This is a genomic window from Kitasatospora sp. NPDC057223 (assembly GCF_042669755.1).
Classification (GTDB): domain Bacteria; phylum Actinomycetota; class Actinomycetes; order Streptomycetales; family Streptomycetaceae; genus Kitasatospora.
The window spans coordinates 1-14,390 of sequence record NZ_JBHUWW010000068.1 but is presented as its reverse complement, the minus strand read 5'-3'; the positions used below and the strand labels follow the sequence as shown (position 1 = coordinate 14,390).

At 74.6% G+C, this 14,390-nt stretch carries 12 protein-coding genes and 3 pseudogenes; 3 read left to right on the top strand and 12 right to left on the bottom strand.

Annotated elements, in window-relative coordinates:
• Window positions 1-85: 85 nt before the first annotated feature.
• From ACFUK0_RS23180 to ACFUK0_RS23165, 4 genes are all read right to left on the bottom strand, one after another.
• Window positions 86-1,555, bottom strand: a complete 1,470-nt coding sequence (locus ACFUK0_RS23180) for a protein kinase (RefSeq protein ID WP_380253157.1) — start codon at window positions 1,553-1,555, stop codon at window positions 86-88.
• Window positions 1,556-1,774: 219 nt separating this feature from the next.
• A complete protein-coding gene (locus ACFUK0_RS23175; RefSeq protein ID WP_380253155.1) occupies window positions 1,775-2,380 on the bottom strand; it encodes a bacterial proteasome activator family protein in 606 nt (201 codons plus the stop codon).
• A 199-nt stretch (window positions 2,381-2,579) separates the two neighbouring features.
• The gene (locus ACFUK0_RS23170) at window positions 2,580-3,692 is read right to left on the bottom strand and encodes a hypothetical protein (RefSeq protein ID WP_380253153.1); all 1,113 of its coding nucleotides are present in this window, start codon (window positions 3,690-3,692) and stop codon (window positions 2,580-2,582) included.
• Between the two features lie 136 nt (window positions 3,693-3,828).
• Window positions 3,829-4,806 carry an NAD(P)H-quinone oxidoreductase gene (locus ACFUK0_RS23165; RefSeq protein ID WP_380253151.1) on the bottom strand — a complete coding sequence of 326 codons (978 nt, stop codon included), beginning with the start codon at window positions 4,804-4,806 and terminating at the stop codon, window positions 3,829-3,831.
• 183 nt (window positions 4,807-4,989) lie between these two features.
• Between ACFUK0_RS23165 and ACFUK0_RS23160 the strand changes: the two genes are divergently transcribed.
• Entirely contained in the window at window positions 4,990-6,108 is a 1,119-nt protein-coding gene (locus ACFUK0_RS23160; protein ID WP_380253149.1) for a potassium channel family protein, read from the top strand.
• A 10-nt stretch (window positions 6,109-6,118) separates the two neighbouring features.
• Here the strand turns inward: ACFUK0_RS23160 and ACFUK0_RS23155 are convergent, their stop codons facing one another.
• The 5 genes and pseudogenes from ACFUK0_RS23155 to ACFUK0_RS23135 all read right to left on the bottom strand — a co-directional run bounded on the left by ACFUK0_RS23155 (window position 6,119) and on the right by ACFUK0_RS23135 (window position 10,128).
• On the bottom strand, window positions 6,119-7,363 hold the full coding sequence (locus ACFUK0_RS23155) for a molybdopterin molybdotransferase MoeA (protein WP_380253208.1): 1,245 nt from the start codon (window positions 7,361-7,363) through the stop codon (window positions 6,119-6,121).
• A 5-nt stretch (window positions 7,364-7,368) separates the two neighbouring features.
• A pseudogene (locus ACFUK0_RS23150) lies at window positions 7,369-7,626 on the bottom strand (DUF6457 domain-containing protein); the annotation flags it as partial.
• A 114-nt stretch (window positions 7,627-7,740) separates the two neighbouring features.
• A pseudogene (locus tag ACFUK0_RS23145) lies at window positions 7,741-8,325 on the bottom strand (molybdenum cofactor guanylyltransferase); the annotation flags it as partial.
• Window positions 8,326-8,345: 20 nt separating this feature from the next.
• Window positions 8,346-9,302, bottom strand: coding sequence for an MBL fold metallo-hydrolase (locus tag ACFUK0_RS23140; protein WP_380253147.1), 957 nt, complete (start codon window positions 9,300-9,302; stop codon window positions 8,346-8,348).
• A gap of 190 nt (window positions 9,303-9,492) precedes the next feature.
• Window positions 9,493-10,128: an FMN-dependent NADH-azoreductase gene (locus ACFUK0_RS23135; protein ID WP_380253145.1), complete on the bottom strand. Its 636-nt coding sequence runs from the start codon at window positions 10,126-10,128 to the stop codon at window positions 9,493-9,495.
• A 105-nt stretch (window positions 10,129-10,233) separates the two neighbouring features.
• Here ACFUK0_RS23135 and ACFUK0_RS23130 point away from each other — a divergent pair, with 105 nt between their 5' ends.
• Window positions 10,234-10,605 (top strand): winged helix-turn-helix transcriptional regulator, encoded by a 372-nt coding sequence (locus ACFUK0_RS23130; RefSeq protein WP_380253143.1) that lies wholly within the window; start codon window positions 10,234-10,236, stop codon window positions 10,603-10,605.
• 134 nt (window positions 10,606-10,739) lie between these two features.
• On the opposite strand, the gene ACFUK0_RS23125 is transcribed toward ACFUK0_RS23130, so the two are convergent.
• Entirely contained in the window at window positions 10,740-11,507 is a 768-nt protein-coding gene (locus tag ACFUK0_RS23125) for a polyprenol monophosphomannose synthase (RefSeq protein WP_380253140.1), read from the bottom strand.
• Window positions 11,508-11,815: 308 nt separating this feature from the next.
• Here ACFUK0_RS23125 and manA point away from each other — a divergent pair, with 308 nt between their 5' ends.
• Window positions 11,816-13,015 carry a mannose-6-phosphate isomerase, class I gene (gene manA, locus ACFUK0_RS23120; protein WP_380253138.1) on the top strand — a complete coding sequence of 400 codons (1,200 nt, stop codon included), beginning with the start codon at window positions 11,816-11,818 and terminating at the stop codon, window positions 13,013-13,015.
• 74 nt (window positions 13,016-13,089) lie between these two features.
• On the opposite strand, the gene ACFUK0_RS23115 is transcribed toward manA, so the two are convergent.
• The gene (locus ACFUK0_RS23115) at window positions 13,090-13,881 is read right to left on the bottom strand and encodes an ABC transporter permease (protein WP_380253136.1); all 792 of its coding nucleotides are present in this window, start codon (window positions 13,879-13,881) and stop codon (window positions 13,090-13,092) included.
• A pseudogene (locus tag ACFUK0_RS23110) lies at window positions 13,878-14,390 on the bottom strand (ABC transporter); the annotation flags it as partial. The pseudogene ACFUK0_RS23110 and the gene ACFUK0_RS23115, both read right to left, overlap by 4 nt.

Here is a 14,390-nt window from a genome sequence, read left to right as displayed (position 1 = left end):
ATCGCGGTCGCCCTGTCGCTACGTAATCCCTAGAACGCTACCGCCTCGGGCAGCCTGCTGTGCACGGCCGATCGGGCAGGGTACCTCAGAGCAGGGCCCCGCCGTCGCCGGGCAGGGCGTCCAGGTGCAGGGTGACGGCGGTGGACGGCGCCGGAAGGCTTCCGTAGCCGGTCGTGCTGTCGGCCTTGGTCGCCACGATCGCGATGATGATGACCACCAGGACGATCACGCCCAGGATGATCCCGACCACCACCAGCGCGGTGGAGCAGCCGCTGTTGCTCGCCGCCGGGCGCGGGGCGAACACCGGCTGCTGCTGCATCGGCATCGGCATCGGCATGGGCCGGGGCGCGGGAGTGTGCGCCTGCTGCGGGAAGGGCGGCGGCGTCTGCGGGTGGAAGCCGTGCGGCGGCGGCGTCTGGTACGGCTGCTGCGGCTGGTAGGGCTGCTGGAACGGCTGCGGCGTGTGCGGCGGCTGCGTCTGGTACGGCGGCGGGGGCGTCTGCGGGCCGTACTGCGGCGAGTTGTGCACCGGCTGGTACGGCTGCTGCACCTGCGGCGCGGGAGTGCGCAGGTCGCCGGGCACCTGCGGCATGCTGGTGAGCGACGGCGCGGCGAACGCCGAGCGCGGGCCCTCGCCGATCACCAGCGGGGTGCTGGCCTGGAGCGGGCTGCCGCCCTGGCCGCCGCCCAGCACGCGCTCGACCTCCTCGCGCATCGCCTCGGCGGTCGGGAACCGGTGCGCCGGGTCCTTGCGCAGCGCGCGGGCGACCAGTGCGTCCACCGCCGGGGTGACCGCCGGGTTCAGCGAGGACGGGGCCGGCGGCTCCTCCTGGACGTGCTTGTACGCGATCGAGAACGGGGAGTCCCCGTCGAACGGCAGCTGGCCGGTGAGCAGCTCGAACAGCATGCAGCCGACCGAGTAGAGGTCGGAGCGGGCGTCCACGCTCTTGCCGAGCGCCTGCTCGGGCGAGAGGTACTGCGGGGTGCCCACGACCATGCCGGTCTGGGTCATCGAGGTGACGCCGGACTGCAGCGCGCGGGCGATGCCGAAGTCCATCACCTTGACGACGCCCTTGCGGTCGAACATCACGTTGCCGGGCTTGATGTCACGGTGCACCAGGCCGGCGTCGTGCGAGGCCTCCAGGGCGGCCAGCACCCCGGTGGTGATCTTCAGCGCGCGGTCGGCGGGCATCGCGCCGTACTGGGCGACGGCCTCGTTGAGCACGTCGCGCAGCGGCTGGCCCTCGACCAGCTGCATCACGATGTACGGCGTGGTGGCGCCGTCGGCGGCGACGTCCTCGCCGGAGTCGTACACGGTGACGATGTTGGTGTGTTCGAGCCTCGCCACGGCCTGCGCCTCACGGCGGAACCGCTCCCGGAAGGACTGCTCGCGGCCCAGCTCGGTGTGCAGGGTCTTCACCGCGACCTGACGGTCCAGGACGTTGTCGTACGCCAGGTGGACCGAGGCCATCCCGCCCTCGCCGAGCAGGTGCTGAAGCACGTACCTGCCGTTGCCCAGGGAGTGGCCCTGACCCGCGCTGCCGTCCTCGCTCATGGTCCTTCGCTCCCCCTCGGCGCGGTGCCACCGCGGCCGTGACGTTCGGAATCATCCGTGTGGACCGGCACCTTCACCGGCCGGCCCGGCCCCGCCGCGGCCTCGGGGGGCCTGCGACTGGGGCCAGGGTATCGGCTCGGAACGCCACCGCTCTGTGCAGGGCCGACACTGTGACCCTGCTGCTACACCCCCGCCGGACGACCCCCGTCCGGACAGTGGCTACAGGTACGGGCCGGAGCGCATGCCGCGGCCCTCGCCCGGCTCCTCCAGGTCCTGCTCCGCACCGTGCAGGCCCGGCGGCAGCGCCCGGCGCATCTGCTCCAACTGCGCCCGGGCGGCCATCTGCTGGGCGAACAGCGCGGTCTGGATGCCGTGGAAGAGGCCCTCCAGCCAGCCGACCAGCTGCGCCTGCGCGATCCGCAGCTCGGCCTCGGTCGGGATGGTGTCCTCGGTGAAGGGCAGCGAGAGCCGCTCCAGTTCGGCGACCAGCTCGGGGGCCAGGCCCAGTTCCAGTTCCTTGATGGAACTGGAGTGGATGTCCTTCAGCCGGACCCGGCTGGCCTCGTCCAGAGGAGCCGCCCGGACCTCCTCCAGCAGCTGCTTGATCATGCTGCCGATGCGCATGACCTTCGCCGGCTGCTCCACCATCTCGGTCACCGGCAGCTCGCGCGGCTCGAACGCCTCGTCGTCGCCGAACCGGGCGAACCCCTGCCCGACGGGCCGTCCGTCCGGTCCGACGATCAGCACCTTCGGGCTGTCCTCCGACTGCCCGCCCGACGCCTGGTACGACTCCTGCTGCGAGCGCTCGTTCATCGGCTTCGTCATGAATCCCATTCTCTCTCACCGGGCTTCGGGACACGGAAGGACCCGGTGCACGCCGGTGCCTGCTCGGGTACGTACTGCGTGCGCAGCGGGGCGGGCCCGCACGGCGCCGGCGGCAGGGCCCGCGCCTCCCGGATGACCTGCCGGGGCATCAGATCCGGTCGCACGAGCCGGACGGGGCCAGGCTACCCGGCCCCGGCCCTCAGCCCCGCCGCATCCGCAGGCCCACCAGCGCCAGGCCGCTGCCGATCAGGGCCAGCCCCGCGCCGAGCGGCAGCTGCAGGGTCGAGGAGTCGCCCCAGCGGGCGGGTACGGCGACCGGGGCGGCCACGGCGACGACGTCCGGCGCGGGCTCCCCGACGGTGAGGTCCGGCCCCGCCTGGTCCTGACCGGTCCGGTCCTGCGGCGGCGCCCCCTCGGCCGCGGCGCCCCGGCCCGTCACCGGGGGGCCCGCCTCCCGGTGCTGCTGCGGGGCCATCGCCGGGCGGTGCCGGTGGACGGACGGCGCGGCGGCGGCGCCGGTCCGGCCGGGCACCGCGGACCGGTCGTCGGACACCGGCGGCCGGGACGGTCCGGCCGCCGGGGACGGCACGGCGGGCGGCTGCGCCGTCGATCCGGCGGACGGGGGCAGGGCGGACGGGAGGGCGGACGGGGCGAGGGAGGGGCCGAAGGAGGGGACGGGCGACGGCACGGGTATCGAGGACGGCTCCGCCCCCGGCGCGGGGGCGGCCGAGGCATCCGCCGACGGGCCGGACCACGGACCCGAGGACGGGCCGGCGGCCGGGTCCCGCTCCGGCGCCGCGGGGGGCGACAGCACCTGGCCCGGCAACGGCGTCGCGCGGGGCGAGTGCACCGGCACGCCGGCGGACCCATCTGCGGACTCCTCCGCCGGGCTCGGCACCTCGGGCGCCGCCGTCACCGGAGGAAGCTGGGCCGGCTCCGGCAGGTCCGGGTCGAGGGCCTCCTGCGCCTCCGGCTCGACGCCCTGGGCTGCCTGGGCGGCCCCGGCGGCCTGCGCGGCAGCGCTGTCAGCCGGCTGGAGCGCCGCGCCCGGGGCGGCTTCCACGGCGGCGTCCACGGTCTGCTGCGCGGTGGCGGCCGCCCCGGTCCCGGGGTCCGGTTCCGCCGCCATCGCGGGACCGGCCAGCAGCAGCGGGAGGGCGAGGCCGGCGGCGGCGAGGCCGGCGGCCGTCCGACGCCGGCGGGCGGCCACCGGCGCAGCGGCAGCGGCAGCGGCACGCGGACCGGTACCGGTGAGGGCGCGACGGGGCGCGGCGGGCGGGAGCTCGGAGAACACGTACGGAGTTGCGGCCACGGACGGAGGTCCTTCCGACGGCCGACCGCGCTCAGGCGCGGCCGGCGGCGGGACAGCTCCGGACCAGCGTCACACAATCCGACAATCCGGGCATTCCGAACGGCCGAATCCGGCCCCGCACCTCACCACCCGCACCTCACACCCGCAGCACCACCTTGCCCACCTGCGCACCCGCCTCCAGCAGCTGGTGCCCGGTGCCCGCCTCGGCCAGCGGCAGCACCTGGTGCACCACCGGCCGGACCACGCCACCCTCGATCAACGGCCAGACGTGCTCGCGCACCCCCGCCACGATCGCCGCCTTCTCCGCCAGCGGGCGTCCCCGCAGCGAGGTCGCGATCACGGCGGCCCGCTTGGCGAGCAGTGCGCCGAGGTTCAGCTCGGCCTTCACGCCGCCCTGCAGGCCGATGATCACCAGCCGTCCGTTCAGCGCCAGCGAGTCCACGTTCCGCTCCAGGTACTTGGCTCCCATGATGTCGAGGACGACGTCCACCCCGACCCCGCCGGTGGCCTCCTGGACGGCCTGCGCGAAGTCCTGCTCCCGGTAGTTGATGCCGACGTCCGCGCCCAGCCCGGCGCAGCGCGCGAGCTTCTCCGCGCTTCCCGCCGTCACCAGCACCCGGGCGCCGACGGCCTTCGCCAGCTGGATCGCCATCGTCCCGATGCCGCTCGCGCCACCGTGCAGCAGTACCGTCTCGGCGGGCCGCAGGTGCGCCACCATGAAGAGGTTCGACCAGACCGTCGCGGTCACCTCCGGCAGCGCGGCGGCCTCCTCCAGGCTGACGCCCTTGGGCACCGGCAGCAGCTGGCCGACCGGCACCGCGACCCGCTCCGCGTAGCCGCCGCCGGCCAGCAGCGCGCACACCTCGTCACCGATGCCCCAGCCGGCGACGCCGGCGCCGAGCGCGACGATCCGCCCCGAGCACTCCAGGCCCGGGTAGGGGGAGGCGCCGGGCGGCGGGTCGTAGAAGCCCTGACGCTGCAGCAGGTCGGCCCGGTTGACGGCGGTCGCCGCCACCTCGACCAGGACCTCGCCCTGGCCGGGCACCGGATCGGGAACTTCGGCCCAGGTCAGCGCTTCGGGGCCGCCGGGATGAGGAATCGTGATGGCTCGCATGACCGCCACGCTACGCCCGCCGGGCGCCCCCGCCGGTGACATACCAGCCGCGCCGGGCAGGGCACTTGGTGCTCCCGATGACGGGAGCGGCCCGCCCGGGCACACCCGGCCCGCCCGCCCCGGGGCCCGCCCGGGCCGCGCGGCGGTGCCACCCCGGCCGCCGGGAACCGCATGATTCTTCGTATGACCAACGACAGATCCCCATCCCGGTCCGGCGCCAGGCCGTCTTGGCTGCGGCTCGCCGGGTCCGGCGCCAGGAGCGTCGCGGGTGGCGGCACGGAGTCCGACCGTCAGATCTCGCTCCCCAGCAGGAGTGCCGCCCCACCGCTGCGCCAGGTGCTGAAGCGGCTGGCTCTGGCGCTGGGCGTGCTGGCCGCCACGACCCTGATCGTCTGGGGCGACCACAGCGGCTACAACGACAACTCCGACGGTTCGGTCGACCTGCTGGACGCCGCCTACTACGCCACCGTCACCCTCTCGACCACCGGGTACGGCGACATCACCCCGGTCAGCGACACCGCCCGGCTCGTCAACATCCTGGTGATCACCCCGCTGCGCGTGGTCTTCCTGATCATCCTGGTCGGCACCACCCTGGAGGTGCTGACCGAACGCACCCGCCAGCAATGGCGCATCGGACGCTGGAGGTCCACCGTGCGCGAGCACACCGTCGTCATCGGCTACGGAACCAAGGGGCGCAGCGCCGTCCACACCCTGCTGGGCCAAGGGGTCCCGAAGGACTCGATCGTGGTGGTCGACCCGCAACAGAAGGTGATCGACCAGGCCACCCGGGACGGCCTGGCCGGCGTGCTCGGCGACGCGACCCGGACGGAGACCCTGCTGCGGGCCGAAGTCCCGCGCGCCGCACAGGTCGTGATCGCGCCGCAGCGGGACGACACCGCCGTCCTGGTCACCCTGACCGCGCGCCAGCTCAACAAGGGGGCCACCGTGGTCGCCGCCGTCCGCGAGGACGAGAACGCGCCGCTGCTGCGCCAGAGCGGCGCCGACGTGGTGGTGACCAGCTCCAGTTCGGCGGGCCGGCTGCTCGGCATGTCGATGCTCAGCCCGCACGCGGGTTCCGTGATGGAGGACCTGCTGACGTACGGCAACGGTCTGGACGTGATCGAGCGCCCGGTCACCCGGGCCGAGGCGGGGCACAGTCCGCGCGAGTGCGCCGACCTGGTGGTCGCCGTGGTCCGGGGCCGCCGGGTGCTGAACTACACCGAGCCGGAGGCGGCCGTCCTGCAGCTCACCGACCGGGTGATCACCATCCGGCAGGCGATCCCCACCCCCAGCGGCATCTGACGTCCGCGCCCTAGGGGACGGGCAGCAGCTCGACGCCCGTCCCGGCCCGGACGCCGCCCGGCGGCACCACCGCCAGGGCCTCGGCCAGGGCCAGCCCGCGCAGCATCGCGGGGCCGTCGAAGGCCAGCGGCACGGCGCCGCGCTCGGTGCGCCGGACGGGCAGCAGCCGGGTGTCGTGCCGGTGGCCGGGCAGGTCGGCGGCGGCCGGCACCACGGACGGCCCGGCCACCGCCCGGCCACCGAGGCGGTGCAGCAGCGGCAGGGCCAGCGTGACGGCCCCGGCGACGGCGGCCAGCGGGTTGCCGGGCAGGCCCACCAGGTGGCGGCCGTCCGGCAGCTCGGCGAGCAGCATGGGGTGTCCGGGGCGGACGGCCACGCCGTCCACCACGAGCCGGGCCCCGGCCGCGTCCAGGGCCTGGTGCAGGAAGTCGACCGGCCCGGCGGCGGTGCCGCCGGTGGTGACCACGACGTCCGCGGGCGAGTGCCGGACCGCGTCCCGCAGCAGCCCGAAGTCGTCCCGGACGGGGCGCCGGCCGAGCACCTCCGCCCCGGCCGCGCGCAGCCAGGGCAGCAGCAGCGGGCCGAGCGCGTCCCGGACCCGGCCGGGCTGCGGGAGACCGGAGCCGAGCAGTTCGTCGCCGAGCACCAGCAGCTCGACGGTCGGGCGGCGGTGGACGGCCAGCCGGTCGTGGCCGCAGGCGGCGGCCAGGCCGAGCACGGACGGCCCGACCGGTGTCCCCGCCGGGAGCAGCTGCTCGCCGCGGTGGCACTCCTGGCCACGGGGGCGGACGTCCTGCCCGGGGGTCAGCGAGCCCGGCGTCCGGTCGTGCAGCAGGGAGCCGTCGACCCGGCCGTGCTCGCGCCGCAGCACGGCCGTGGCGCCCGGCGGGAGCTGGGCGCCGGTGGCGATCTCCACGGCCGCGCCGTCGGCGAGCGGCCCGGCCTGCTCTCCTGCGAGCAGACGGCCCGCCGGGCGCCACGGGCCGGGGCCGGAGACCGCCCAGCCGTCCATCGCGGAGGTGTCGAAGGCGGGCAGGTCGGTGAGGGCGGCGAGCGGCTCCGCCAGGGTGTGGCCGAGGGCGTCGGCGAGGTCCAGGCTCAGTGGCGCCGCCGCAGCCGGTGCCCGGCGCCCGGCCCGGCGGGCCGCTTCGCGGGCCTGCGGCCAGGTCAGCTCGGCGACGGCGCGGGCGCCCGGGCGGCTCCGGCCCACCGGGCCGGACCCCTGGGTCGCCGCGGCGGGCTCGGCATCGGTCAGGGCGCTCAACTCTGCTCCGGCGGGGCGGCCGCCGTCCAGCGCTCGGCGAGCGCCGCCGTGCGGCTGCTCGCGGCTGCCACGGCCTGAGCGCCGCCGCCCTGCTGGGCGGCGGCGTAGCCGATCAGGAAGGCGGTCAGCGGGGCCGCCGGGCGGGCCACCCCGTGGGCGACCACCCTGGCCAGGTCGAGCAGCCCGGGCACATCGACGTCGAGTTCGATGCCCAGCTCGGCGCTGACCTCGGCGATCCAGTCATCCAGCGTGCGGTCCATGGCCCCATGCTGCCCGATCGAACGCCCGCCGCGATGATGCGGCCGTGAGCACCGCGCGTCGTTTTGCTCACGCCCGCCTCCGCGCGGCGGTGAGCCGGCCGCTCAGCGCCCGTGCGCACGCTCCCGGTCGCGGGCCCGGGCCAGCTCGTCCCAGGTGTCGCAGTCGTACGCGACGCCGTCGGTGTCCGCCAGCCGTACGGTGCGCAGCGCGCCGGTGAGGCGGCGCAGCGGGAGGCCCGCCGGGTCGCCCAGGGCGGCCAGGGCGGTCCGCAGGGCGCCGGTGCGGTAGGCGGCGGCGAGCGGCTGGTCCCGTCCGTCGGCGTCCACCAGGACGGCCGCCTCGGGGGCGTCCGGTCCGCTGTCGAGGGCGGTGACCAGGCGGTGGACGGTCCGCTCGTCGAGGAAGGGCAGGTCGGCGGCGAGGAGCAGCACCGTCGCGCCGGTCACCGCACCGAGGCCGGCCGCGACCGCGGCGACCGGCCCGCCACCGGGCGGGTCCTCCCGTGCCCAGCGCACCCCCGCCCGGGCGGTCGGCCGCACCGGCCCGACGACCACCGTGGTGCCGGCGCCCGCGCAGGCGGCCAGGACCCGGTCGAGGAGGGTGCTCCCACCCACCGTGAGGCCGGGCTTGTCGGCCCCGCCGAGGCGCCGGGCTGCGCCGCCGGCCGGCACGATCGCGTCGTACGGTGTCATGCCGTCAGTATCCGCCGCGGCTAGCCGTCCCGGTCGTCGCCGTCCGTCCCGGGGTCCGCCTCCGCCTCCTCCTCGGACTCTGCTGCCGCCTCCTCGGACTCCGCCCTCCGCCGGGCCACGTTCGCCGCCGCTCCGCGCTCCAGGATGTCGGGCAGCGTCAGCCCGGCGTAGCGGCGGTTCATGGCGGCGACCAGTGCCTCCGCGTCGGTGGGGTGCTCCCGCAGCCGGTCGTCGAACTCCCGCAGGTACTCGCGGGTGAAGGCGAGCACCCGCAGCGCGTCGTCGTCCTGGTCGGGTGCCCGGTGCCCGGCGATGACCCGGTCGGCGCCGAGCCCGGCGATCCGGCCGAGGTTGTCCACCCAGTCGCGGCGCTGCTCGGGGGTGGTGTCGGCGGTCCAGACGTGGGCGCCGTTGTAGACGAAGTCGCCGGCGATCACCGTCCGGATGCTGGGCACGTGCACCACCGTGGAGCCGGCGCAGTCGCCCTGGCCGAGCAGCAGGACGGGGATCAGCTGCCGGTCGACCATCAACGGCTGCGGGAGCAGCTGCGCCGGCACCAGCGGGTGGTCGGGGATGTCGTCCCCGTAGACCGGCTTCCACTGGGCGACCTTGGCCGCGGCGGTGCGCAGGATCCCCTCCACCACCGGCGGAGCGGCCAGCAGCTGCGCGTCGGGGAAGAGCCGCAGCACCTCCTCGGCACCGAAGTAGTGGTCGGGGTGCTCGTGGGTGATGACGATGGCGAGCAGGCGGCGGCCCTTGCCCGCCACCCACTCGGCGAGCTCCCGGCCGGCGCTGCGGGTCAGCTGGGCGTCCACCAGGATCGCGGTGTGCTCGCCGAGGATCAGGGTGGACGTGGCGAAGAAGGCGGACTCCGGGCCGGTGAAGACGGCGGTCTCCAGCGGGCGGACGTCCGGGGCCCCCGTGCGGCTGGCCGCCGGCTCCGGTCCGGCGCTCTCCTCGGGCGGGGACGAGGTCACTGCTGCTCCCTGGTGGCGGTCGGCGGGCGGGCCTGCCGGTCGTACCGTTCAGCCCGCCGTGTGTGGGACCAGCATGGGAGCACCCGTCGCCGTTTGACGGGTAGGCGCGCCCGGCACACCGGTGCGCCCGGCGGCCGCACGCGACCCGCCGGGGGCCCGTGCGCCGCCGTCGTACCCGGCCCGCCGGGCCTCAGGCCGCGAGTGCCTTGGCCTTCTGCGCGGCCTCCTGCAGGGCCTGCGCCTTGGACGCGCGCGCGGTCTCGATGAACTCGGCCAGCGCCGGCTGCACGGCCGCCAGGGTGAACTCGGGCACGATGAAGTCGACCTCGATCCCGAGCATCCCGCTGAACACCTTCTCCAGGTAGGTGGTCACGAACTCGAAGCTCTCACGCGGGCTGCCCGGGCCGTACGAGCCGCCGCGGGAGGAGACCACGGTGACCGGCGTGCCGGCCGCCGACGGGGCCTCGCCGGCGGTGCGGCCGTACACGATCACCTGGTCGAGCCAGGCCTTGAGGCCGGACGGGATCGAGAAGTTGTACATCGGGGTGCCGATGACGACCGCGTCGGCCTGCTCCAGCTCGGCGGCCAGCTCCTCGCGCACGGCGAGCGCGGCGGCCTGCCCGGGGGTCCGCTGCTCCTCGGGGAGGAAGGGCGCCAGGATGCCGTCGGCGCCGAGGTGCGGAAGGGGATCGGCGGCGAGGTCGCGGTGGATCACGGTGCCCCCGGGGTGCTGCTCCAGCCAGGCGTCGCGGAAAGCGGCCGACACCTCCCGCGAGACGGATCCGTCGACGACGGCGGACGAGTCGATGTGCAGGAGCGTGGGCATGACGGACCTCCGATTAATAAGGGGCTGACCTTTCATGGGCAGCTGCAATTAACGTAGCAGCTTACTTTTCGATAGTCACTAGCGGGCGCCCGGTACGCTGTCCCCATGGCCCCGCAGGAGGTACCGCCGAGCACCGCCAACCCGTGCGCGGGCGTGGGCCTCGCCATCACCCGAGCCTTCGAACTGCTCGGCAAGCGCTGGAGCGGTCTGGTGGTCTCCGTGCTCGACACCCACGGCCCCAGCTACTTCTCCGAACTGCGCCGCGCCATCCCCGGCATCAGCGAGCGGATGCTCTCCGACCGCCTCACCGAACTCGCGGACGCCAGACTGGTCGTCCGCGAGGTCGACGAGGGCCCGCCGCTGCGGGTCAGCTACCACCTCACCGAGGCCGGCGCCGCCCTGCGCCCGGCCCTCGGCGAGCTCGCCACCTGGGCCGAGATCCACCTCCCGCCCGGCCGCGGCCCGGGCTCCTGCTGACCGGGCACCGGCCACGCACCACACCGCGCCGGGCGCCGAAAACGCAGACAGCACCCGGCCTCACGGCCGGGTGCTGCTGGATGCTGTGGGTACTGCCCGTACTGCCCGTACTGCCCGTACTGCTGCGGCGCGGGCTACTTCTTCTTGTTCTTGCCGGTGAGCTTGCCGAAGCGGTCGGCGACGCCCCACGAGGTGACCCGCCACAGGGCCTCGACCACGATGCTGCGGCTCATCTTCGACGCACCGAGCTCACGCTCGACGAAGGTGATCGGCACCTCGGCGACCTTGAAGCCCGCCTTCACCGTGCGCCACGCCAGGTCGACCTGGAAGCAGTAGCCGGCCGAGGCGACCTCGTCCATGCCCAGCCCCAGCAGCGTCTCCTTGCGGAACGCCCGGTAGCCGCCGGTGACATCGCGGATCGGCACGCCGAGCATCAGACGCGAGTACGTCGAGCCGCCGCGCGAGAGCAGCAGCCGCGACTTCGGCCAGTTCACGACCCGGCCGCCGGGCACCCAGCGCGAACCCAGCACCAGGTCGGCGCCGCGCAGCGCGGTCAGCAGCCGGTCCAGCTCCTCGGGGCGGTGGGAGCCGTCGGCGTCCATCTCCACCAGCACGTCGTAGCCGTTGTCGATGCCCCAGCGGAAGCCCGCCAGGTAGGCGGCGCCCAGGCCTTCCTTGCCCTTGCGGTGCAGCACCTGCACGTTCGGGTCCGCGGCGGCCAGCTTGTCGGCGATGTCGCCGGTGCCGTCCGGGCTGTTGTCGTCGGCCACCAGCACATGGACCTCGGGCACTGCCGCCCGGACCCGGCCGACGATCAACTCGACGTTCTCAGCCTCGTTGTAGGTCGGGATGATCACCAGCACCTTGCCGAGATCAGCAAAGCTCTGCTGGGTCGCGGTCACGTACAAGCCTCTCGAACGATGGGTGCGGATGTGCCACCGTCACCCGTATCAGAGACACAGACTTGCCGGGCGGCCCGCAGAGACAGAAGGTACTGAGAACCGGCATTCTATACCTGCCCCCGCAGCCCTCGGTCACCGTGCCCGAGCCCCTGCGGCCTCGCGGGACTCCCCGCGGCTTGGTCCGGTGCACGGCCGGTCGGTTAGGGTCGTCTCCCGGCCCTTCCCACAGGACCGCCCGCGCCCCGCAGGGAACTTCCCCAGCGATCCGGCACCCCACACCAGTGCAGCCAAGGAGTAGGACCGCGCGCATGGACAGGCTCGTCAACACCGTCCGCCCGTACGCCTGGGGCTCGGTCACCGCGATCCCCGAACTGCTCGGGCAGGAGCCCACCGGCCGCCCGCAGGCCGAGCTGTGGATGGGCGCCCACCCCGGCGCCCCGTCCCGCACCGACCGTGGCAACGGGCCGGTACCGCTGGACGAACTGATCGCCGCCGACCCGCGGGCCGAACTCGGCGAAGCCACCACGGCCAGGTTCGGCACCGGGCTGCCCTTCCTCTTCAAGGTCCTCGCCGCCGGCATCCCGCTGTCGATCCAGGCCCACCCGACGCTCGACCAGGCCCGGGCCGGCTTCGCCGACGAACAGGCCCGGGGCATCCAGCTCGACGCGCCGGACCGCAACTACCGCGACGCCAACCACAAGCCCGAACTGATCTGCGCACTCGACGAGTTCGACGGCCTCTGCGGCTTCCGCCGGCCCGCCGACGCCGCCGCCCTGCTGGCCGCCCTGAACGTGCCCGGGCTCGCCCCGCTGATCGACGTCCTGCACCAGGAGCCCGAGTCCGAGGCCCTGCGGGCGGCACTCGCCGGCGTCCTGTCGCTCGACCGGGCCACCGCCGCCGATCTCGTCCGGGAGACCGCCGAAGCCGTCGACCGGGCCGCCGCCGCCGACCCGGCCGGCCCGTACGCCCCGTACACGCTCATCACCCGGGAGTTCCCCGGCGACATCGGCCTGCTCGCCGGAATGCTCCTCAACCACGTCCGGCTGCAGCCGGGTGAGGCGCTCTACCTCGGCGCGGGCGTCCCGCACGGGTACCTGCACGGCACCGCCGTGGAACTCATGGCCAACTCGGACAACGTGCTGCGGGCGGGCCTCACGCCCAAGCACATCGACGTCCCCGAACTGCTGAAGGTCGTCGGGTTCACCGCCGCCGAACCGGACGTCCTGCGGCCCGTCCCCGCCGACGCCACGCCCGGCGAACTGCTCTACCCCGTACCGATCGACGAGTTCCGGCTCTCCCGGTTCGACCTCGGCGACGAACCCCGCCAGATCGACGGCCGCGCCCCGCAGATCCTGCTCTGCACCACCGGCGCCGCCCGCCTCACCGCCGCCGACGGACAGACCCTCGAACTCGCCCGCGGCGAGTCCGCGTTCCTGCCCGCCACCGGCACCGACACCACCCTCACCGGGCCCGGTGCCACGCTCTTCCGGGCCACCGTCACGCTCTGACCCCGAACGCCGCCACCCGTACCCGCCGTCGGACTCGCACGTCGGGGTCCGCGGGGGGCGGCCGGTCGTCGGGGTCACTTCGGGTCGCGGTCGAATGCGGCTTTGGACCAGCGGTAGCCGAGGGTGGCGAGGGTGAGGCACCAGAGGATGGTGATCCATCCGTTGTTGCCGATCTCGGTGCCGAGGAGCAGTCCGCGCAGGGTTTCGATGGCGGGAGTGAAGGGCTGGTACTGGGCGATGGGCTGGAACCAGCCGGGCATGGCGTGGACGGGGACGAAGGCGCTGGAGATGAGCGGCAGGAAGATCAGTGGCAGGGCGTTGTTGCTGGCCGCTTCGGCGCTGGGGCTGACCATGCCCATGCCGACGGCGATCCAGGTGAACGCGAGGGCGAAGAGGGTGAGGAGTCCGAGGGCGGCGGCCCATTCGAGGGCGGTGGCGTCGGTGGAGCGGAAGCCGATGGCGACGCCGACGGCGCCGACGAGGATGACGCTGGTGACGGCTTGCAGGACGCTGCCGATGACGTGGCCGATGAGGACGGATCCGCGGTGGACGGCCATGGTGCGGAAGCGGGCGATGATGCCTTCGGTCATGTCGTTGGAGACGGACACGGCGGTGCCGACGAGGGTCCCGCCGATGGTCATCAGGAGGATGCCGGGGACGAGGTAGGCGATGTAGGCGGAGCGGTCGGCGCCGGCGCCGCCGATGCCGGCGCTCATCACGTCGCCGAAGACGTAGACGAAGAGCAGCAGCAGGACGATCGGGGTGAGCAGCAGGTTGAGGGTGAGGGAGGGGTAGCGGCGGGCGTGCAGGAGGTTGCGGCGCAGCATGGTGGCCGAGTCGCGCACGGCGGGGGTCAGGGAGCTCATCGCAGCGTCTCCTCGGGCTGGGCGGGCGGGCCGGGCTGGGCGGGCAGGGCGGGCTGTGCGGTGGTGGTGAGGGCGAAGAAGACGTCGTCGAGGTCGGGGGTGTGGACGGTGAGTTCGTCGGCCTCGACGGCGGCGGTGTCGAGGCGGTCGAGGATGGTGCGCAGGTCGCGTTGGCTGCCGTCGCTGGGGATCTGCAGGGCGAGGGCCTCGTCGTCGCGGGTGGCGTCGGTGAGGGTGCGGGCGGCGGTGCGGTAGGCGGCGGGGTCGGAGAAGCGCAGGCGGACGTGGCCGCCGGGGACGAGTCGTTTGAGTTCTTCGGCGGTGCCGTGGGCGGCGATCCGGCCGTTGTCCAGGACGGCGATGCGGTCGGCGAGTTCGTCGGCCTCCTCCAGGTACTGGGTGGTGAGGAGGACCGTGGTACCGCCGGAGACGAGTTGCCGGATGATCTGCCACATGCTGTGCCGCGAGCGGGGGTCGAGGCCGGTGGTCGGCTCGTCGAGGAAGATGAT

Bases quoted from the DNA above. Each gene is read 5' to 3' on its own strand.
- manA (WP_380253138.1), top strand. From the start codon at position 11,816: ATGGACAGGCTCGTCAACACCGTCCGCCCGTACGCCTGGGGCTCGGTC.
- ACFUK0_RS23160 (WP_380253149.1), top strand. From the start codon at position 4,990: ATGACCAACGACAGATCCCCATCCCGGTCCGGCGCCAGGCCGTCTTGG.
- ACFUK0_RS23115 (WP_380253136.1), bottom strand. From the start codon at position 13,881: ATGAGCTCCCTGACCCCCGCCGTGCGCGACTCGGCCACCATGCTGCGC.
- ACFUK0_RS23175 (WP_380253155.1), bottom strand. From the start codon at position 2,380: ATGACGAAGCCGATGAACGAGCGCTCGCAGCAGGAGTCGTACCAGGCG.
- ACFUK0_RS23130 (WP_380253143.1), top strand. From the start codon at position 10,234: ATGGCCCCGCAGGAGGTACCGCCGAGCACCGCCAACCCGTGCGCGGGC.
- ACFUK0_RS23135 (WP_380253145.1), bottom strand. From the start codon at position 10,128: ATGCCCACGCTCCTGCACATCGACTCGTCCGCCGTCGTCGACGGATCC.
- ACFUK0_RS23165 (WP_380253151.1), bottom strand. From the start codon at position 4,806: ATGCGAGCCATCACGATTCCTCATCCCGGCGGCCCCGAAGCGCTGACC.
- ACFUK0_RS23180 (WP_380253157.1), bottom strand. From the start codon at position 1,555: ATGAGCGAGGACGGCAGCGCGGGTCAGGGCCACTCCCTGGGCAACGGC.